Origin of the sequence: Pollutimonas sp. M17, assembly GCF_025836975.1 — a bacterium.
GTDB lineage: Bacteria > Pseudomonadota > Gammaproteobacteria > Burkholderiales > Burkholderiaceae_B.
In genome coordinates this window covers 3,832,685-3,851,523 of record NZ_CP107548.1, presented here as the reverse complement: position 1 = coordinate 3,851,523, position 18,839 = coordinate 3,832,685, and the positions used below count along the sequence as shown (strand labels likewise).

The following is an 18,839-nucleotide window of genomic DNA, read 5'->3' as shown; positions in this document are numbered from 1 at the left end:
AAAATTTGATGAAATGGCGGGCTCACTAGCGAATTTTTAACCCCAAGGCCGGGGTTGCCGGGCAAACCATTGCCGGTAAACAACGCCGCCCATCGTCTTGGCGGTGGCATTTTCGGCCTTGGCAGCTCTTTTATTTGGATTTTCCATGAAACGCACTTTCCAGCCCTCAGTTACCCGCCGCAAGCGCACCCACGGTTTTCGCGTACGCATGAAAACGCGCGGCGGCCGTGCCGTCATCAATGCGCGCCGCGCCAAAGGCCGCAAGCAGCTGGCCGTTTAAGCCAGCCGCCGCAAGCGCCGGCTGGCAAGCCCATGGCTGGTGCGACAGCATCCACTCGAGCCACGTTTCCCGCCAGCGCTCGTTTACACAGCCCCTCGGAATATGCGTCCGCCCTCAAGGGTAAACGCCTTGCCAGAGGGGCGTTGTTCGTTGTAATGACACCACGCCTTTCTTCCGGCCAGGAAGCGGCCGCATGCGCCCGGCTCGGGCTCATCATCGCCAAGCGCTTCGCCGCCAAGGCCGTTGTCCGCAACGCCATCAAGCGGGTCATCCGGGAGGCCTTCCGGCAAAAGCGGGGCGATCTGCCCGCTTGCGATCTGGTTTTCAGGCTCCATAGCAAAATCGAGCCCCTGAGCCTGACCGAGCTCAAAAAGCAGGTGCGCAGCGAAGCCGACGCCCTGCTCCAGCGAGCCTTGCAATGATCAGGGCCTTGCTGATCGCTCCGATCCGCTTCTACCGGTATTTCCTGAGCCCCTGGGTCGGCAGGAGCTGCCGATTCACCCCAAGCTGTTCGCTCTATGCGATAGAGGCCATCGAAAAGCATGGGGCATTGAAGGGTCTTTGGCTGGGGTCGCGCCGCATAGGCCGATGCCATCCCTGGTGTCCGGGCGGATACGATCCGGTGCCGGACCCGGTTCGAAAGCCACGCTGAATCCAGCTTGCTTCGAACGTCAGGCGATTGTAGTTTTCTTGCATTATTCTTCGCTCATCTTGGATTCAGTTGAGCTACGTTAAACTGTTGAGCTTTTGCTCGGCTTTAACTCAAAAAACAGGCGCTATGGATATCCGACGCACCGTCCTCTGGATGATTTTCTCTCTTTCGCTCTTGCTGCTGTGGAACAACTGGCAAGTGCATAACGGCAAACCGTCGCTGTTCGGAGCAAGCTCCACCGCCACGCAGGAAGCGGCCCCCGCTCAAGCGGGGGCCGTGTCCGCCGATCCCAGCATCCCTTCGGCCGCCCCCGCCGCTTCGGCTGTCGCCGCCGATACCACGGTTCCGGGCAGCGGCACGCAGGCGCCCGCCAGCACGTCTGAAAAAGTCCAGGTCAAGACTGATGTCTACAACCTGACCTTCGACACCCAGGGCGCACAGCTCGTCAAGGCGGAACTGGTCAAGTACTCCGCCCCGGGCGCCAAAGACGAACCCATGGTTCTGCTGGACAACTCCGCCCAATCCGTCTACATGGCGCAGACCGGTGTCGTTGGAGCCCCCGCCGGCCAAAGCTACCCCACGCATCTGACGCCGTTCAGGCTGGTTTCCAGCGATACCGCCCTTGCCGGAGATACGCTGAAGGTCGTTTTCGAAGCCGAGAGCGGCGGCGTCAAGGTGGTAAAGACCTACACCCTGCACAAGGGCCGCTACGACATCGACGTGCAGCACGACGTCTACAACGTCGGCGACACCGCCATCACGCCCTCCCTGTACCTGCAACTGGCCCGCGACGGCAACGACCCTTCCGACAAGTCGTCCTTCTACAGCACGTTCACGGGCCCCGCCCTGTACTCGGCCGAAGAGAAATTCCAGAAGATCACCTTCTCGGACATCGACAAGGGCAAGTCCGGCTACGTCAAGCAGGCGGACAACGGCTGGATCGGCATGGTGCAGCACTACTTCGCGTCGGCCTGGGTGCCGCCCGAAGGCAAGGTCCGCCACAACGAAGCCCTGCGCCTGTCCAACAATCTGTATGCCATCCGCTCCATCGAAAGCGTGGGAAGCATACAGCCCGGCGAACACGTCGCCGTCGACTCGCATCTGTGGGTGGGCCCGCAAGACCAGAAAGCCATGAGCGAACTCGCCCCCGGGCTGGAGCTGGTGGTCGACTACGGCTGGCTTACCATCATTGCCAAGCCCTTGTTCAAGGTCATGACCTGGCTGCACGCCCTGCTGGGCAACTGGGGCTGGACCATCGTGGTGCTGACGCTGCTGATCAAGCTGGTGTTCTACCCGCTGTCCGCCGCCAGCTACCGGTCCATGGCCAAGATGAAGCAGGTGACCCCGCGCATGCAGGCCTTGCGCGAAAAGTTCGGCGACGACAAGGCCAAGCTGAACGCAGCCATGATGGAGATGTACCGTACCGAGAAGATCAACCCGCTGGGGGGCTGCCTGCCCATGGTGGTGCAGATTCCGGTGTTCATTTCCCTGTACTGGGTGCTGCTGGGCAGCGTCGAAATGCGCGGCGCCCCGTGGATACTGTGGATACACGATCTGTCGGTGCGCGACCCCTGGTTCATATTGCCTGCCTTCATGATGGCAACCATGTTCCTGCAGATCAAATTGAACCCCACGCCTCCGGATCCCACCCAGGCCAGGATCATGATGATCATGCCCTTGGTCTTCGGCGGCATGATGTTCTTCTTCCCCGCCGGCCTGGTCCTGTACTGGTGCGTCAACAACGCCGTATCGATTGCCCAGCAGCGCTACATCATGCACAAGCTGGACAAGGAAACCGCCGCGTCGGCGCGGTAGGCGGCTGACCGCTTATGGCATGGAAACCCGCGTCATTCGATGCGGGTTTTTGCCGCCTGGACCATGCAGGTGGACAGCATGTCGAAGTGGCGCAGCGCGGCCGACGTCAGCGCAACCTGCTTGCGCCTGGCGTCATCCGTATCGGCGAGCTCTATCCAGCCTTTTTCACGCATCGACTTGAGCCGGCCATGAATGGTGGCCGGCGAGCCCAGGCTATCGATCGCCATGATGTCGCGCACCGACAGGCGGCTGGCTTCCTGCACCTTGCGAGCCACCAGTGAAAGTATCCGCTCTTCCAGCGGGTCAAGCGAGGGAAGCCCGCGCAAGGCTTCGGCCAGGCTCAGGAAACGCAAGTAAATATCGGCTGGGCGTGTATTGTCCTTCATATGCTGTGTATTCTTGTAAGCTTTTTCGAGGATTGGCGCCAAGGGATATAGACTGAAATGAAGCAGCGGCGCATGCAGTTCCTATATGCGGTTGCCGGCACAGCGGCAATTTATCTGCTGCTGCTCGGCTTGAATGAGCTGGTATTCACAGGTTCGGAATACGCGCTGGGGTTCAATTGGATATATCTTCCCGCAGGCGTCCGCTTGCTGTGCACTTTGCTGTTCGGAAGTGCCGGTGCGCTGGGCATACTGATCGCATCCTGGCTTGCCAACATCTATTATTATTTCCCGGATGATTTTATCAGGGCGGCGGCGGGCGCCGCCATATCCGCGGGGAGCCCTTATCTTGTATATATGCTGGCCCGCCGGATTTTCTCTTTACACGATTCGCTGTCGAACCTGACGCCGGCACGGCTGCTGGCCTGCGCCGCGGCGTGCGCAGTGGTCAATACCCTGCTTCATTATTTGTGGTTTCTGTTCTGGGGAGCGGCGAACGATTGGAGGCAGGCCTTCGTGATGCTTGTGGGCGATATGGCAGGCATTCTGCTCGTCTTATACGGCGTAAGGCTGGTGCTGGGCCGCCTGGCGAACCGGCTCAAGCCCGCAGGCACGACCCGGAACGGGCGATGAACGCATCATAGGCCTGCAAGGCGGCCTCGAGCCGCGCATGCGTGGCCTCTATCGACCGGCCCATGTCGCCATGAGCCCTATCCAGCAACTGCTTCATATTGGCCATCATCGCCGCCAGTGCTTTACGCTCGTCCGGCGAATACAGCCGCATGCGCGGCGTGCCCAGAACGCTGGCGTTATATTCGATCTTGGCGGTTATGTCCGCCCACATCTCGCATTGCCTCTTCATATAAAGGCGCAGCTCGACGCTCCAGGACTCACCATCGGACATCTCCGAGGAGTCAGCTCGTTGGAATAACGCGTCGTCGGCATCATTGCTGTGCTGTCCCACTGCTGTTCCTTATCGGCGTTCGCATTGTTATAAATTATATAACAAATTGAAACAGGACTGCCCTTTTACGCCGACAGAGCGTTGAAAGAAGCGGGACAGACGTTTCCAGCAGGGATATCATGGTGCCCAGATACAACACTGCGGCCGCTCCGCAGGGCCAAAGGAGACCAAAGGTGATGAAGTTCGAGTTTCGCACGGTTCCGTGCATCGTCGTCGAGGCCGGCGCCGCCGACCGGCTGGGGCCGCTGCTGCGTGAGCATTACCTGCAGACCCGGCTATGCCTGGTCACCGACCGCTTCCTTCATCAAAGCGGCATGCTGGATGGCGCGCTGGCCAGCCTGAAGAATGCCGGCTGGCAGGTTCAGGTCATCGATCACGTCATCGCCGATCCTCCGGAGCATATCGTCCTGGAAGCGGCCGAGCAGGCCCGTAGATCGGGCGCCGAAGTCATCGTGGGCCTGGGCGGCGGGTCGTCCATGGATGTCGCCAAGCTGCTGGCGATATTGCTGGGCGGCGACCAGCCCCTGACCGACATGTACGGAATCGGCAATGTCCGCGGCCAACGCTTGCCGCTGGTACAGATTCCCACCACGGCGGGCACCGGCTCCGAAGTGACACCCGTATCCATCGTCACCACCGGCGAGACGACCAAATCCGGCGTCGTTTCACCCATGCTGTATGCCGACATGGCCATCCTGGACGCCCGTTTGACCCTTGGCCTGCCCGCCAAGGCCACCGCCGCCACCGGCATAGACGCCATGGTCCACGCGATTGAAGCCTATACCAGCAAGCATCTGAAGAATCCGGTGTCGGACATGCTGGCGGTAAGGGCCCTGGCATTGCTGTCCGCCAACCTGCTGCCCGCCTGCGAAAACGGCAATGACCTTGCCGCAAGGGAAGCCATGCTGCTGGGCGCCATGCTGGCCGGCCAGGCTTTTGCGAACGCGCCCGTCGCGGCTGTCCATGCCCTGGCCTACCCCATAGGAGGCATTTTCCATGTGCCGCATGGGCTGTCCAATTCACTGGTGCTGCCCCATGTGCTGCGCTTCAACGCCCCCGATGCCGCAGCCCGGTATGCGGAGCTCGCCGAACTGATCGTGCCCGGCTGCTCCGGCAGCGACGAGGCCAGAACCCACGCCTTCATCGCCCGCCTGGAGGACCTTACCCGGTCGACCGGCATAGAGCGTACGTTGCGGGAAGTCGGCGTCAGGCAGGCCGACCTGCGCCACATGGCGCGGGAAGCCATGAAGCAGACCCGGCTGCTGGGCAACAACCCCCGGGAAGTCCGGGAAGAAGACGCCTATGCCATCTATGCGGCCGCGCTTTAGAACAGCTGGCGGAATCCGCCTCATTGAAATCAAATAGTAAATATCTATTGATATAAGATAATTAATTAATTTTACTATTGCAGGGCCTCTCGGTAGACTCCCTTCGACTGCATCGAGCGCGACATAACGCAACATGCAGCGACCAGACCAACCGCTCCTTGAGGCTCACATGAAAAAACTTACTACCGCCGCCGGCGCGCCCGTCGCTGATAATCAGAATATTCAAACCGCCGGTCCGCGTGGACCGGCGCTGTTGCAGGATGTCTGGCTGCTTGAAAAGCTGGCGCATTTCGATCGCGAAGTCATACCGGAGCGACGCATGCATGCCAAGGGTTCCGGTGCCTACGGCACTTTCACCGTTACCCACGACATTACCCGATACACACGCGCCAAGGTCTTTTCCGAGGTAGGCAAGCAAACGCCGATGTTCGCGCGCTTTTCGACCGTTGCCGGCGAACGCGGAGCCGCCGATGCGGAGCGTGACATCCGCGGCATCGCCATGAAGTTCTATACCGAGGAAGGAAACTGGGATCTGGTTGGCAACAACACGCCCGTATTCTTCTTTCGCGACCCCTTGAAGTTTCCCGACCTGAATCACGCCGTCAAGCGCGATCCGCGTACCGGGATGCGCAGCGCGCAGAACAATTGGGAATTCTGGACCGGCCTGCCGGAAGCCCTGCACCAGATCACCATCGTGATGAGCGACCGGGGCATCCCGGCGGGTTTCCGGAACATGCATCTGTTCGGCAGCCACACCTTCAGCTTCATCAATGCGAAGAATGAACGGTTCTGGGTTAAGTTCCATTTCAAGACCCAGCAGGGCATCAGGAACCTGACCGACGCCCAGGCATGCGAACTGGTCGGCAAAGACCGTGAAAGCTCGCAACGCGACCTGTTCGAGGCCATCGAGAACAAGGACTTCCCGCGCTGGACCCTCTATGTGCAGGTCATGCCCGAGAAGGATGCGGGCAGCTATCGCCTGAACCCCTTCGATTTGACCAAGGTCTGGCCCAAGGGCGACTATCCGCTGATCGAAGTCGGTGTGCTGGAACTGAACCGCAACCCGGACAACTTCTTCGCCGAAGTCGAGCAAGCCGCCTTCACGCCCGCCAACGTCGTGCCGGGCATCGGTTTTTCGCCCGACCGCATGCTGCAGGCCAGGCTGTTTTCCTACGGCGACGCGCAGCGCTATCGCCTGGGCGTCAACCATCACCAGATTCCGGTCAATGCGCCCAAGTGTCCCTTTCACAGCTACCACCGGGACGGCGCCATGCGTGTCGATGGCAATCATGGCGGCATTACGGGCAACGAGCCCAACACGCAGGGAGAATGGCAGGAACAGCCCGACTACCGCGAACCGCCCCTGTCCATCGAAGGCGCGGCGGACCATTGGAACCACCGCGAAGACACCGACTACTTCTCGCAGCCGGGCGCCTTGTTCCGCTTGATGAACGATCAGCAAAAGCAGGCGCTGTTCGACAACACCGCCCGCGCCATCTCGGGCGCATCCGACGACCTGAAAGCCCGGCACATCGACCACTGCACCCAGGCCGACCCGGCCTACGGTGCGGGCGTCGCCGCGGCGATCAAGGCATTGGGCTAAAGACCCGCCCCCTGTTTCCGCCGACGCCGTCAGTACTCTTTGGCAAAGCGGACAACGGTTACGCCGGCGCGCAACTGCCTTAAGGAAGGCATGATCAGGGTGCAATTGTCGTACGGGGTCGTGATCGGCCGGCCATCGGCCCAGCCGATCACCTCGCCCGCTCTGGCCACGGTTTCCAGCCCCTCCCAATCGCGGGCAAAACTGACGTCCATGGAGGGCGCAACGATGGCTTCCGTCACTTGCAGCACGCGCTGCACGGACGGCTCGGGCTGGAACCATTCCTGCGGGATGCGGCCGGGCGCAACCACCCCGGTCTCGCGCAGCATGCGCGCCGTCATATCCAGCGCCACCCGCCGGGAAGCCTGGTCACCGTGGTAGCCGCACTCGATCAGCAAAGCGCAAGCCTCGTCCAGCGGATCGCCAAACCGTCCGTAATCACGCAGGCGCACGCCGTCCTTGTGCCCGGCATCGACAATCACGTGTTCGGGAGCACCCAACTTGCGGGCCAGCTCGATATTGCGGGGCAATAGGCCTGTCAACAGCAGGGGTTCGCCCGGCTCGTGCATGGAATGCAGGTCCAGCAGATGGTCGGCGCGCCTAACCCACGGCAGTAGCTCAGCCGCCCGGCGACGCTCACGGTTGTTTGCTTGCGCAAGGCGCTCATCCTGCCATACGCGATTCAAGTCTTCGTCGATATACCTGCTTGCATCGGGTCGCTGTACGTCGAAACGATCGTAGCCATCCAGATTGCAAAAGGCCAGGATCATCCCGCCGGCCTGAGGCCGCAGCCCGCTGGCCAGCAGGGTCTTCAGCGCCCAGGCTCCGCAAAGCTCGTTGCCGTGGATCAGCGACGTGATCATCAACGTAGGGCCGGGCAAGCCCGAGTCGAAATGCCAGACGCCCGGCGTGCCCGTATTGCCCTGGCGCTCTTGCGTCAGGTCGGGATAGGGAAGTTCAAAATCCATTTTTCACCTTCTATCGACGGAGTGCCAGCTTATTGACGTTCGATCTTTGCCATCCTGACAAGACGACCGTACTTCTCCGTTTCAGCTACCTGGAATTCCCTGGCATTCATTCCGGGCTTGTACAGGGCGGCGCCGCTGGCGGCCAGCCTGTCCCGGAAGGCATCTTGGCGCAGCACGTCGTCCAGGGCGCTCCGCAACACGGCCACCACTTCGTCGGGCAAGCCGGCCGGGCCATACAGGCCGAACCACACATTGATGTCCACCTTTTCGAATCCCGGCGTTTCAGCCAGGGCGGGGATGTCCGGCGCCGCCGGAGAGCGCCGGGCCTCGGTAACACCCAAGGCCACGACCTTGCCCGACTTTACATGAGGCAGGCCGGAAGACATCACGAAAATGCCGTAATCCAGCTGTCCGCTGACCAGGTCCGTCAGCAGCGGCGCCACGCCGCGATAGGGGATGTGCTCGGCGTGCGTCTGGGTCGATTCGTTGATCATCTCCCCGGCCAGATGCAGCGCCGTGCCCACCCCCGAAGAACCGAAGGTATAGTCGTTGCGCCCGCCACTCTTGAATTTTTCCAGGTACTGGGCGGCGTTCGTGATGCCCAACTCTTTGGATGCGGCCAGCATCATCGGCTGGGCCGCAATCATCCCGACAGGCGTAAAGTCTTTCAGTCCGTCATACCGCACCGCGCTATTGATCATCGCCGCGATGACCATCTCGTTGGTGGAGCCGACGAGCAGCGTGTAGCCGTCGGCCGTCGCCCGAGCCACCCTGTTGGCGCCTATCGTGCCGCCGGCTCCGCCCATGTTTTCGATGACCACGCTTTGCCCCAGGCGTTCGGACAGGGCTTCGCCCACCGCCCGTGCCGTGAAGTCCACGCTGCCGCCGGCCGGGTAGCCCACGACGATGGTGATCGGTTTCGAGGGATAGCCGGCTGCCTGCGACGGCGTGGCCGAGAAGAAGAAAGAACACGCCGCTGCAACAGACAGCGCACCGCGGCTGAAAAAATGATTCATGGCAGGTCTCCAGTTTATTGTCGTGAAGCCGATCGCCCATGACCGGTTTCCTGGCAGTATTCTGGCCGCAGCATCTGTTGCTAATGTGCCGTTTCGGCACATCCTTGTGCTAATAATTTAATGGAGCGCTCGATCGCTCTTGTTGTTCCCTAGCCTTTCTCCATGGCCTTCCACACCGCCTCGGCCACATCGGAAAGGCGGCTGCGCGAACGATACAGGCGCACTTCAAAGGCGATCTGCTCGCTACGGCCTCCCAGCACGATCAAGTTGCCGCGCTTGCAATCCGCGGCGACCATGGACCAGGGCAGCCAGGCAATCCCGAGGCCATTGGACACGGTTCCCAGCATTGCATCCAGGGAATCACAACGCAGCGAAGTGACGAGGGGATAGGGCATGGTCTCGATCCGGTCGCCCGCAATGCGCCCCATCGCGAGCCCTCTTGAATAAGAGATCAGCGGCAGCGAACCGCGGCCCTCCTCCAGCGAGTAACGGGGCTTTCCTTGTGCCACGGCTTGGCAGACCGGGACAAGCTTGTCGGTTGCCAAAGTCATGTACTGATAATTGTCGGGCTGAAGCTCCACCGACAAGGCGGGATGCTCGTAGCAGAACAGGAAGTCCGCCTTGCCTTGCGCCAGGCGGGCCGGCATATCGGCCATCATGCCGGTGGAAATCTCTACCTGTATCGTCGGGCGGAGCACGGCGGGCCGTCCTTTGCGCAAGCGCGCGACCCAGTCGGCAACAAGGGTGCGCGCCAGGCTGCGCCCGCTAGCCACGCGCAATACATGTTGCTCCTCACCGCCGGACATCGAAATCTGATTGCGCACGCGTTGAAGTTGTTCGACCACCTGGCAGGCGGTCTTCAGCAGGACTTCCCCCTGTTCCGTCAATGTGATCGGGATCTGGGACCGGTCCACCAGGGGAACGCCGGCCCAGCTTTCCAGCGCACGGATGCGGCGGCCGAAGGCGGGATGCGTGACATGGCGCGCTTCCGCCGCCCGCAGGAAGCTTCCGGTCCTGGCCAGTGCAATGAAATCTTCAAGCAGCTTCAGTTGCGGCATGTGGCGGATCCGGCCTGGCGGCGACTACAGATAGCACTCGCCGCCCAGATAGGCCTTGCGCCAGCGGGTGATGGTCATGCGCTCGAACAGGCCTCCGGTCGCGAACGGATCGGCATTGACGAAATCCTCGGCCTCGGCCCGCGTCTCGACATCCACGATATAAACGCTGCCGGTGCCGCCCGTGCCATCGTCTTCCAGCTTGGCGCCGCAAGCCAGCAGCAGCTTCTTGTTCTCTTCGAGGAAATCCAGATGCTTGTCACGCAGGGCTTGCCGCAAGGCCTGTGTATGCGGCTTGTCAAAGGTTTCGATCAAGTATGGCATGATGCTTTTATGCTCCTGTAATGGTTTCTTGTTTGCCGGCTTTCACCCGGCTCCGCCGGCGGAAACGGTCAAGGTTCAAGATAAACTCGTTCCCGTCCTATATTAGTATGCTTTTCCTTATTCAGATCACCGCCGACCATGTCCCTGCGCTCTCATGAACCCATCATCGCCATTGCCACCGCCCCCGGGCGTGGCGGCATAGGCGTTGTACGGATATCCGGAAAATCGCTGGCGGCCCTGTCGAACACGTTGTTCGACACGCCTCTCAAGCCCAGGCATGCCCATTACCTGCCCTTCAAGGACGAGAAAGGCCAGCCCATCGATGCCGGCATCGCCCTCTACTTCAAAGCGCCCCACTCCTACACCGGCGAAGACGTCATCGAGCTACAGGGCCACGGAGGGCCGGCCGTGCTGCGCCGGCTGCTGGACCACTGCCTGGCCGCAGGCAGGGAGTACGGACTTCGGCATGCCGAACCGGGCGAATTCACCCATCGCGCATTCCTCAACGAACGCCTGGACCTGGCTCAGGCCGAAGCCGTGGCCGACCTTATCGATGCATCGTCCGAAGCCGCCGCGCGCAGCGCCATGGCGTCGTTGAGCGGCGCCTTTTCCCAGCATGTGAATGCCCTGGGCGACCGCATCGTGCATCTGCGCATGCTGGTCGAAGCCACGCTGGATTTTCCCGAAGAAGAAATCGACTTCCTGGAAAAGTACCAAGCCCGGGAAACCCTGGAAGGCCTGCGTAAAGACCTGGATGCGCTGACGCAACAGGCAAGACAAGGCATGATCCTGCGTGAAGGCCTGCATGTCGTGCTGGCCGGCCAGCCCAATGTGGGCAAGTCCAGCCTGCTCAACGCCCTGGCCGGCGACGAGGTCGCCATCGTCACGCCCATCGCCGGCACCACGCGCGACAAGGTCATACAGCAGATCCACATACAAGGCGTACCCTTGCACATCGTGGATACCGCCGGCTTGCGGGAAACCCAGGACACCGTGGAAAGCATAGGCATCGCGCGTACCTGGGCCGAAATAGAAAAAGCCAATGTCATCATCCATCTTCAGGACGCCCGTAGCCCGAACGACGAGCTGGACACCGCCATCACCCAGCGGCTGCCCGCGCACACGCCCGTACTGAAGGTATTCAACAAGATAGACCTGTTGCCGGAATCCGGACAGATACCCTTTTCCATGACGGCCTCCGCTTCACCAGAGGCATCGGCCCGTCCCGAAGGCGCGGGCGGTATCCCGCCGGAACAGGCTCTGGGCATCTCAGCCAAGACCGGAACCGGCCTGGACAGTCTGCGCCAAAGGCTTCTGGATATTGCGGGATGGAACCCCAGCGCTGAATCGCCCTGGCTGGCGCGCGAACGGCATTTGAAGGCCCTGGCCAACGCCGCCGAACACCTTGCGCTGGCCGGCGAACATGCAAGCCACAACGACCGCGTCCTGGACCTGTTCGCCGAAGAACTTCGCCTGGCCCATGCCGAACTGAGCGCCATCACCGGTCAGTTCACCAGCGACGATTTATTGGGCGAGATTTTTTCCAGCTTCTGCATCGGGAAGTGATGTGGGATCTGGATTGGTGATGTATCCCCCGGGAATGAGATGGATAAGGCCATTACCTCTTAATTGCGTCCCCTTACCCACCTTTCCCTTCATGTCGAACATATGTAAACGACGATGATTATCAGAGACTGATATGATTGTAAATCAACGTGTCATTGGATTCGCGATCATGAAGCGCTGCATTGTGGGTATCCGACAGCCAGAAGGTTCGCCACCGAAGGGAAGCGAAACTCCCAGCATTTGGTTTCCGTCCCTGGCATCACTGGCAGCGGTGCTGTCGGACGACAACCGCCGCCTGCTGCGCCTGATCCATGACAAACACCCCAAGTCTCTGACGGAACTGGCCGAACTCAGCGGGCGCAAGGTGGGCTGGGCGACAAGGCCAGCGTGATCGAGGCATTCTTCAGCTTTGCCCAGGCCAAGCAGCAGCGCGAGGCTCAGGAGTTGATCAACGATGAGGCGCTGAATGCAGAGGCGGCCAGACGGTACATCAGCAGCTCTCTGAGACGTGAATTCGCCAGCGAGAACGGCACCGAACTCAATGCCCTCCTGCCCAAGATGAGCCCGCTCAATCCGGAGTACCTGACAAAGAAGCAAAGCGTCTTCCAGAAGATTGCCGCGTTCGTCGAAAAATTCAAAGGAGTAGGTGGGCAGGTGTAGCCGACCAGAGTTATCGCACAGGCGGTAAAGCATGCTTGGTCGACGTACAGACCCCGTGGAGATACTTGGTATGAGTAACAAAAAATTGATCCGCAACAGCACCGCCGAGTTTCTGATCTTCACTGGGCAGGCGGGCGAACAGAGCATCGAAGCCCGCTATGAGGACGAAACCCTGTGGCTGTCGCAGAAGCTGATGGCTGAGCTGTTCGGGGTGGATGTGCGCACCGTCAGCGAGCACTTAAAGAACATCTTTGTCAGTCATGAGCTCACGCCTGAGGCAACTATCCGGAAATTCCGGATAGTTCAGCAGGAGGGTCAGCGGGAGGTGTCCCGGGCGGTGGATTTCTACAACCTCGACGCCATCATCTCGGTCGGCTACCGGGTCAACTCCCTACGCGCAACGCAGTTCCGCCAGTGGGCGACCGGCGTCCTGCGTGAGTTCGCCATCAAGGGCTATGTGCTGGATCGTCAGCGCATGGAGAACGGCAGCTTCCTGGGCGAGGACTACTTCGAGCGGCTGCTGGCGGAAATCCGCGAGATCCGCCTCAGCGAGCGACGCTTCTACCAGAAGATCACCGACATCTATGCCACCAGCGTGGACTACAACAAGGACGCACCGACCACCAAGGCCTTCTTCGCCAAAGTACAGAACAAACTGCATTACGCCATCCACGGCCATACCGCTGCAGAGTTGATCCGCAAGCGGGCCGATAGCAGCAAGCCACATATGGGGCTGAATTCCTGGGCGAGCGCGCCCGAAGGCAAGATCCTGAAAACCGATGTGGCCGTGGCAAAGAACTACCTGACCAAGGACGAGTTGGATTCACTCGGGCGTATCGTCAACGCCTATCTGGAACTGGCCGAGGATCGTGCTCGCCGCAAGATTCCAATGAGCATGGAAGACTGGTCCAAGCGGCTGGACGCTTTCCTCGAATTTGATGAACGGGAAGTGCTACAGAACAGCGGCAAGATTTCTGCGAAACTTGCCCAGACGCATGCGGAAAGCGAATTTGAGAAATACAGAATTGTGCAGGATCGCCTGTTTGAAAGCGATTTCGACAAAGCAGTGAGAAAACTGGCGTCCGGTGAGCCGAACACCAGAGATGACTGATAAGGCTCAGGTTCCCAAATAGATCGACGTCACTTTCAACCTTTCATGCCCGAGTTCATGGCTGATCTGCTGTCGAGCGTGTTGGTCACTCATGCTCTGACTGCTACTGAGCTGAACTTTACCAGGACAACCCGCCACCGGCGCCTTCCATCCCGTCAATACCTTATACCGCATCTGGGCATACCGATGCCGCAGCCCATGCATGTTGCTCAAACCTGCCGCCTTGCACTGCCCGTCGTAGACATGCCGCTGCATCCAACTCATCGCCAGCCGCCAACCAACCCAGGTACAGCGGTCGCAAATCACCACGCATCAACTCATCGCGCAGGGGAATCAACCAGCGCATCCAGCCTCTGCCATCGTCTTCGGCAAAGCGGTCATAGTCTTCGCTTTCCTCCAGCGTCCAACTGAAAATCCAGTGTGCATCGGTGGTGTCAATCGACAGTACAGCCGAGCGGATGAAAGCATCCAGCTCGGCCTTGCGGAAAACGACTTTCGGCAATCGCAGTGACACATGACAACTGCACCAGTTGGCCGAATAGACAAAGGCATCGAAATAACGCCGCATCCAGTCGGCGGGATCTGCCTTGAGGTCGCCCCATTCGTAATGATTGGTGAAACCGCTGGGGGTAATGACTGCCCGGGTAGAAACAGCACGCAGCTCGCCCATTTCGGTACGGGTCAAGGGCTTATCGATCGCCGCGAACTCATAGTACTGATATTCACTCATGGTAATCTGTTCTCTGTATCTCGTGATCAGCGTGCTTCAATCCAGCCTCAACGCAAATCTCAGACTCAAAGGCCAAAGTCCTCCCGCAAGCGCCCAATCTGGTGCATCTTTTCATGCAGGATGGTCACGATCCCGATGTCGCCGTTCGAGAGCCGGCGCCAATAGACGAAATGCCGTTCATAACGGAGGAAATAGCCATCTATACCGAACTCTGCCGGAATGGTGCGGGATGCCGTCTGGTGTGTGGCAATACCCTCGAACGCCTCGAATAAACCCGTGATGTAGCGCTCGGCTTGTTGCGCGCCCCAACGCTCATGCGTATAGCGATAAGTATCGTCCAGCCGCCAGGACGCGGCTTCCTGAACGCGTATCTGCGCCTTGACCATGACGGAAATCAGGCCCGGTTACGCGCGATGACGTCTGCTGCCGTCAAGGGCTTGTATGACGACTCTGGCGCCGCCCAAGCCTGGGTGAGTTCGGCCTTGAGCCGTTCGAATGCAGCCGCTTCCCTGGTTTCTTTGTCACGGCGAATAAGGTCGCGCACATACTCGCTGACGCTCTCGTAGTCGCCTTGTTCGCCAACATTTGTGGCAACGAATTCGCTCAGAGGGCCACTGAGGCGCACTGTCATGGTGGTGGTGTTCGTGCGGGACATGGTCAGCTCCTTGCAGTCTTGATGTATTCAATATACTCAATAATGAACACATCACCAAGCCTGCGCGTTGCGGGACTGCGCTCATCATGCAGCCAATAGCACCCCCATTTGCACCTATTTCAGCAAGTCTGGCGGCAGAGATGATCCATAATGCGCTTTGGAGAGCCATCAAGAGACACACACATCAGCTTTGGGTCTAAGAATAGGTCCAAGCATGCCGAGAACGTCAAAAAATATTATTTATAATCAATAGGATACGTCTTAAAAAATCCTTCTGCATCGGGAAGTGATTACCAGGCCTGGGGATGCCTCGTTCCCCACATCCTGTTTTACGCCGCAATCCCGCCAAAAAACCTGTGCATAAATTGTGGGCGGGCCATGAACAAGCATCCTTGTTTTCCGGGTGCCTGAACTTGTCCAGTTTCCATGCACTGCCCAAACATATGTTGTCCGCAGCAGAAATTCATCGTAAGCCATTGAAAGCACTCCGCTAAACACAGTTATCCAATTTATCCACAGACACCCATCATCAGTAGTCTTTATATATAAAAGAATAATGAACAACTAAAATGCAATAGTGCTTAGCACTGTGGCGCGGGAATGACATCGACGCTGCGGAATGCGCGTCAAGCTTCTGATATGGTCCTTGAAAGGCTATAATGGGCAATGTACCCACCTATTTCGATTCAATGAAATCCAAACCTTCAGCCGTGCCCAAGCCCGCTCAAACACGCATCATTCGCGCAGTGGCAAGCTCGACGGCAATCGAAACGGGGCAATCCGTAAAAGAACTCGAAGCCTTGCTAAAGGCCCAGACCAGCAAGTTCCAGCAACTCAGCCTGGCTCCTTCCGCTTAAACGCACCCAGGCGATCAGTCTGCTTCAAGCGCCCGCGCCACCCAGTGCTTCATGGGTTCGTAATTGCCGCCCAACCCCAGCTGTATCGCCGAAACGTAATCTTTTTTATTGATTTCCCAGCTGCTGTAGTCCAAGGGACCATGGCCGGCCTGCACCGCCATGACGTCGGCCAGCAAGCGTGAAATTCGCCCATTTCCTTCGCGAAACGGGTGCATCAGGATGAATTCCACATGTGTCACAGCAATGGCTTCCGTCAATTGCTTTCCGTCATAGCCCGAGCACGGGGTATAGCGGCTCAATTGCTCCTGGTCAAAGGCTGCCATCAGCCTGGCCAGTTGCGCGGCCGGTGCAAATGGAAAACCGCCTTTGCTCATGTTCACGTAGCGCCATTGGCCCGCCCATGCATATACATTGCCCAGCCAGCGCCGGTGCCAGGTTCTCAGGTGATGCACGGTAAGCCGCCCGGTGGGCAGATGCTCTTGCAGAACGGATTCATATAGTTTCTGCAGCAGCACCAGTTCGGCTTCATCCATATCCGAAGGATCGGTGATGCCCAGCTTGTTGGCCAGCACCAAGTCGCCGGAGTCCGGCTCGAACATGCCTTGCACACCGGCCACATCGTATCGAGTCATCATGCGCCACCCGTGGGAACACACTGTCCGCGCATTGTAGACCCGTTCAAGCGCGGCTCGCTTCAGCTTATTTACATTTAAATACAAAATAAACCATGATTGGCTAAGTAACGCGGGCTGTGGATAAGTACTAAGCAGACCTCATGTGCATAGCCTGTGGACGGAAGAGGAACAAGCCACGATTTATCTTCCGCTGTAGAAGTTGTACAGTTTTCGTCCCTTGATTAAACCCGACTTATGCGGCTCAAAAATGTTCCTCAAGTCTTTGATGTAGCTGGTTAATATGAACTTGTTCCAGTTATCCACAGACACCCATCATCAGTAATCGTTTTATATAGAAAAGATAAACAGAAACAACACGCTCTGCTTTCTACGGACGTCATTTTGCAATTCAAAAACGGCATGTATACTTCCCTCCATTGCAAAAGAGCTGAAAAAAAAGCCCGCGAATGCGGGCTCTGGGTGGAGTTACGAAGATTTATACGCGGCTTAGCTTCTCGATAGCGGCATCGAGCGTTGAGTCGCGCTTTGCAAAGCAGAAGCGGGCCAGGCGGTGGTTGGACTCTGCAGCAGAAGGTTGCCGGTAAAAGGCGGACACCGGTATCAAGCCAACGCCATGCGTAGTCGTCATCCACTTGGCGAATTCAGCTTCAGGCATGTCCGATATGGCGCTGTAGTCGGCAAGCAGGAAGAATGTGCCTTCGCTTTTCAGGGGAAGAAAGCGTGTCGAGGCCAGGCCCTGGAAAAGGCGATCCCTTTTTTGCTGGTAAAAGGCGGACAGATCCAGATAAGGCTTTGGATCTTGCATGTAGTGGGCAAGCCCCACCTGCATGGGCGAGGTCACCGTGAAGACCATGAATTGGTGAACCTTCCGTATCTCGGACGACATCCATTGAGGAGCGCAGCAGTAGCCTATTTTCCAGCCCGTAGCGTTATAGGTTTTTCCGAACGAGGAAATCACGATAGCGTTGTTGGCCAGTGCCGGACGCCGTGACAGGCTTTGATGTATCTGGCCATCGAACACGATATGCTCATAGACCTCGTCCGACAGCAGCAGGATGCCCGTATCGTTCACGATGGATTCCAGCGCATCCAGGTCTTCCGCCTTCAGGTTGATGCCTGTGGGGTTATGCGGAAAGTTCAGTATCAGCATCCGGGTTTTTGATGTAATGGCTTTGCGTACTTCCTGCCAGTCCACTTGGTACAGCCTTGTCTGCTCTGTGGGCGGCAGCATGGGAACGATGACGGGCCGGCCTCCAGCGAGTTGAATTGCGGGTATGTACAGGTCGTAAAACGGCTCGATAATGACGACTTCATCGCCCTCCCGTACAAAAGCCAGGATGCTGGCCATCAGAGCCTCGCTGGCGCCGCTGGTTACGGTTATCTCTGTTGCGAAGTCGTACCGATGCCCATACAGGTTTTCAACCTTGGACGATATGGCTTGGCGCAATGCCGGAATTCCGGCCATGGGCGGATACTGATTATGCCCCTCCTTCATCGCGCGGCTTACCAGGTCCAGCAGCGCCTCGTCGGGATTGAAGTCCGGGAAGCCTTGCCCGAGGTTGATGGCATTGTGGTCAACGGACAGTTGGCTCATCACTGTAAATATGGTGGTGCCTACGTCGGGCAGCTTGGATTGGAAGTTCATGTCTTGGTCGTTGCAGCGAAGGGTGGAAAGGAAATAGAAGTAGGCGATTAAGGTAGTCCAGAATCGGCGTGCGCAATATGTCATAACGATGTATGACGGAAAAATACCACACTGGGGTAAACAAGTATTTGATAAAGGCGACCGGCGTGGTTATGCTCATACTTGCTTTGTAATCAAGCAGTGCGCAAGTCTCGCGGTTAGTAATCAATGAAGCTTTAGGTCTAAATAAATACGGCCCTAAGCCTGGTGAAGTCTGGAACGTTTCAGCGTCCTTGGTTAATTGCATTTTTGTTTATTTTTAGGACGCTATACATCATGGCTCAAAAGGGCAAAGTCAAGTGGTTCAATGCCGATAAAGGCTTCGGTTTCATTACTCCCGATGAAGGCGGCACCGATGTGTTCGCTCATTTCTCGGCAATCGAGGGTCGCGGCTACCGCAGCCTGAACGAAGGCCAGGAAGTTGAATTCGAAGTTAAAGACGGTCCCAAAGGTCCGCAAGCTGCCGAGATTCGCCCTTTGTGATCTCTGCCCAATTTGTGTAGCGTTCTGCGCACAGATTGCTAAACGCCCTTTCGAAAGATTGGGCGTTTTTATT

The 18,839-nt window shown here is 58.4% G+C and carries 24 protein-coding genes and 1 pseudogene; 13 read left to right on the top strand and 12 right to left on the bottom strand.

From position 1 onward, the window contains the following. Positions 1-145 precede the first annotated feature (145 nt). The 4 genes from rpmH to yidC all read left to right on the top strand — a co-directional run bounded on the left by rpmH (position 146) and on the right by yidC (position 2,747). Positions 146-280 carry a 50S ribosomal protein L34 gene (gene rpmH, locus OEG81_RS18055; RefSeq protein WP_128355903.1) on the top strand — a complete coding sequence of 45 codons (135 nt, stop codon included), beginning with the start codon at positions 146-148 and terminating at the stop codon, positions 278-280. A gap of 32 nt (positions 281-312) precedes the next feature. Next, a complete protein-coding gene (gene rnpA / locus OEG81_RS18050; RefSeq protein ID WP_264130633.1) occupies positions 313-702 on the top strand; it encodes a ribonuclease P protein component in 390 nt (129 codons plus the stop codon). Then, entirely contained in the window at positions 699-932 is a 234-nt protein-coding gene (yidD, locus tag OEG81_RS18045; RefSeq protein ID WP_264130632.1) for a membrane protein insertion efficiency factor YidD, read from the top strand. Before rnpA ends, yidD begins: the two co-directional genes overlap by 4 nt. A 126-nt stretch (positions 933-1,058) precedes the next feature. Next, positions 1,059-2,747: a membrane protein insertase YidC gene (yidC, locus tag OEG81_RS18040; RefSeq protein ID WP_264130631.1), complete on the top strand. Its 1,689-nt coding sequence runs from the start codon at positions 1,059-1,061 to the stop codon at positions 2,745-2,747. 32 nt (positions 2,748-2,779) lie between these two features. Here yidC and OEG81_RS18035 read toward each other — a convergent pair whose 3' ends face one another. Next, on the bottom strand, positions 2,780-3,133 hold the full coding sequence (locus OEG81_RS18035) for a winged helix-turn-helix domain-containing protein (RefSeq protein WP_264130630.1): 354 nt from the start codon (positions 3,131-3,133) through the stop codon (positions 2,780-2,782). Positions 3,134-3,190: 57 nt separating this feature from the next. On the opposite strand from OEG81_RS18035, the gene OEG81_RS18030 reads away from it, so the two are divergent. Further along, entirely contained in the window at positions 3,191-3,763 is a 573-nt protein-coding gene (locus OEG81_RS18030) for an MASE1 domain-containing protein (RefSeq protein ID WP_264130629.1), read from the top strand. Here OEG81_RS18030 and OEG81_RS18025 read toward each other — a convergent pair. Further along, positions 3,729-4,094, bottom strand: a complete 366-nt coding sequence (locus OEG81_RS18025; RefSeq protein WP_264130628.1) for a hypothetical protein — start codon at positions 4,092-4,094, stop codon at positions 3,729-3,731. The two genes, OEG81_RS18030 and OEG81_RS18025, sit on opposite strands and share 35 nt — an antisense overlap. A gap of 173 nt (positions 4,095-4,267) precedes the next feature. Here OEG81_RS18025 and OEG81_RS18020 point away from each other — a divergent pair, with 173 nt between their 5' ends. After that, positions 4,268-5,422 (top strand): iron-containing alcohol dehydrogenase, encoded by a 1,155-nt coding sequence (locus OEG81_RS18020; RefSeq protein WP_264130627.1) that lies wholly within the window; start codon positions 4,268-4,270, stop codon positions 5,420-5,422. Between the two features lie 169 nt (positions 5,423-5,591). Next, the gene (locus OEG81_RS18015) at positions 5,592-7,025 is read left to right on the top strand and encodes a catalase (RefSeq protein WP_264130626.1); all 1,434 of its coding nucleotides are present in this window, start codon (positions 5,592-5,594) and stop codon (positions 7,023-7,025) included. A gap of 29 nt (positions 7,026-7,054) precedes the next feature. On the opposite strand, the gene OEG81_RS18010 is transcribed toward OEG81_RS18015, so the two are convergent. The 4 genes from OEG81_RS18010 to OEG81_RS17995 all read right to left on the bottom strand — a co-directional run bounded on the left by OEG81_RS18010 (position 7,055) and on the right by OEG81_RS17995 (position 10,385). Next, the gene (locus OEG81_RS18010; protein WP_264130625.1) at positions 7,055-7,990 is read right to left on the bottom strand and encodes a succinylglutamate desuccinylase/aspartoacylase family protein; all 936 of its coding nucleotides are present in this window, start codon (positions 7,988-7,990) and stop codon (positions 7,055-7,057) included. Positions 7,991-8,019: 29 nt separating this feature from the next. Next, a complete protein-coding gene (locus OEG81_RS18005; protein ID WP_264130624.1) occupies positions 8,020-9,006 on the bottom strand; it encodes a Bug family tripartite tricarboxylate transporter substrate binding protein in 987 nt (328 codons plus the stop codon). Positions 9,007-9,155: 149 nt separating this feature from the next. Beyond that, entirely contained in the window at positions 9,156-10,064 is a 909-nt protein-coding gene (locus OEG81_RS18000; RefSeq protein ID WP_264130623.1) for a LysR family transcriptional regulator, read from the bottom strand. A gap of 24 nt (positions 10,065-10,088) precedes the next feature. Next, positions 10,089-10,385 carry a YciI family protein gene (locus OEG81_RS17995; RefSeq protein WP_264130622.1) on the bottom strand — a complete coding sequence of 99 codons (297 nt, stop codon included), beginning with the start codon at positions 10,383-10,385 and terminating at the stop codon, positions 10,089-10,091. A gap of 138 nt (positions 10,386-10,523) precedes the next feature. Here OEG81_RS17995 and mnmE point away from each other — a divergent pair, with 138 nt between their 5' ends. The 4 genes from mnmE to OEG81_RS17975 all read left to right on the top strand — a co-directional run bounded on the left by mnmE (position 10,524) and on the right by OEG81_RS17975 (position 13,722). Further along, positions 10,524-11,951: a tRNA uridine-5-carboxymethylaminomethyl(34) synthesis GTPase MnmE gene (gene mnmE / locus OEG81_RS17990; protein ID WP_264130621.1), complete on the top strand. Its 1,428-nt coding sequence runs from the start codon at positions 10,524-10,526 to the stop codon at positions 11,949-11,951. 133 nt (positions 11,952-12,084) lie between these two features. Continuing rightward, the gene (locus OEG81_RS17985; protein ID WP_264130620.1) at positions 12,085-12,342 is read left to right on the top strand and encodes a hypothetical protein; all 258 of its coding nucleotides are present in this window, start codon (positions 12,085-12,087) and stop codon (positions 12,340-12,342) included. Next, positions 12,339-12,611, top strand: a complete 273-nt coding sequence (locus OEG81_RS17980) for a type I restriction endonuclease subunit R, EcoR124 family (RefSeq protein WP_264130619.1) — start codon at positions 12,339-12,341, stop codon at positions 12,609-12,611. The genes OEG81_RS17985 and OEG81_RS17980 overlap by 4 nt, the downstream gene beginning before the upstream one ends. A 70-nt stretch (positions 12,612-12,681) precedes the next feature. Then, positions 12,682-13,722: a virulence RhuM family protein gene (locus tag OEG81_RS17975; RefSeq protein ID WP_264130618.1), complete on the top strand. Its 1,041-nt coding sequence runs from the start codon at positions 12,682-12,684 to the stop codon at positions 13,720-13,722. A 6-nt stretch (positions 13,723-13,728) separates the two neighbouring features. On the opposite strand, the pseudogene OEG81_RS18185 reads toward OEG81_RS17975, so the two are convergent. The 4 genes and pseudogenes from OEG81_RS18185 to OEG81_RS17960 form a co-directional block, all read right to left on the bottom strand. Further along, a pseudogene (locus OEG81_RS18185) lies at positions 13,729-13,974 on the bottom strand (integrase); the annotation flags it as partial. Continuing rightward, on the bottom strand, positions 13,886-14,452 hold the full coding sequence (locus OEG81_RS17970; RefSeq protein WP_264130617.1) for a hypothetical protein: 567 nt from the start codon (positions 14,450-14,452) through the stop codon (positions 13,886-13,888). The gene OEG81_RS17970 and the pseudogene OEG81_RS18185, both read right to left, overlap by 89 nt. Positions 14,453-14,517: 65 nt before the next feature. Then, positions 14,518-14,838, bottom strand: coding sequence for a type II toxin-antitoxin system RelE/ParE family toxin (locus OEG81_RS17965; RefSeq protein ID WP_264130616.1), 321 nt, complete (start codon positions 14,836-14,838; stop codon positions 14,518-14,520). A gap of 8 nt (positions 14,839-14,846) precedes the next feature. Further along, positions 14,847-15,107, bottom strand: coding sequence for a type II toxin-antitoxin system ParD family antitoxin (locus tag OEG81_RS17960; RefSeq protein ID WP_264130615.1), 261 nt, complete (start codon positions 15,105-15,107; stop codon positions 14,847-14,849). A 659-nt stretch (positions 15,108-15,766) separates the two neighbouring features. Here OEG81_RS17960 and OEG81_RS17955 point away from each other — a divergent pair. Next, positions 15,767-15,964 carry a hypothetical protein gene (locus tag OEG81_RS17955; protein WP_264130614.1) on the top strand — a complete coding sequence of 66 codons (198 nt, stop codon included), beginning with the start codon at positions 15,767-15,769 and terminating at the stop codon, positions 15,962-15,964. 14 nt (positions 15,965-15,978) lie between these two features. Here OEG81_RS17955 and OEG81_RS17950 read toward each other — a convergent pair whose 3' ends face one another. Both OEG81_RS17950 and OEG81_RS17945 read right to left on the bottom strand, forming a co-directional pair. Next, complete coding sequence (locus OEG81_RS17950) at positions 15,979-16,599, bottom strand: Fic/DOC family protein (RefSeq protein WP_264130613.1); 621 nt, start codon at positions 16,597-16,599, stop codon at positions 15,979-15,981. Positions 16,600-17,074: 475 nt separating this feature from the next. Then, complete coding sequence (locus tag OEG81_RS17945) at positions 17,075-18,244, bottom strand: methionine aminotransferase (protein WP_264130612.1); 1,170 nt, start codon at positions 18,242-18,244, stop codon at positions 17,075-17,077. Positions 18,245-18,559: 315 nt separating this feature from the next. On the opposite strand from OEG81_RS17945, the gene OEG81_RS17940 reads away from it, so the two are divergent. Then, the gene (locus tag OEG81_RS17940) at positions 18,560-18,766 is read left to right on the top strand and encodes a cold-shock protein (protein ID WP_128355911.1); all 207 of its coding nucleotides are present in this window, start codon (positions 18,560-18,562) and stop codon (positions 18,764-18,766) included. Positions 18,767-18,839: the final 73 nt, after the last annotated feature.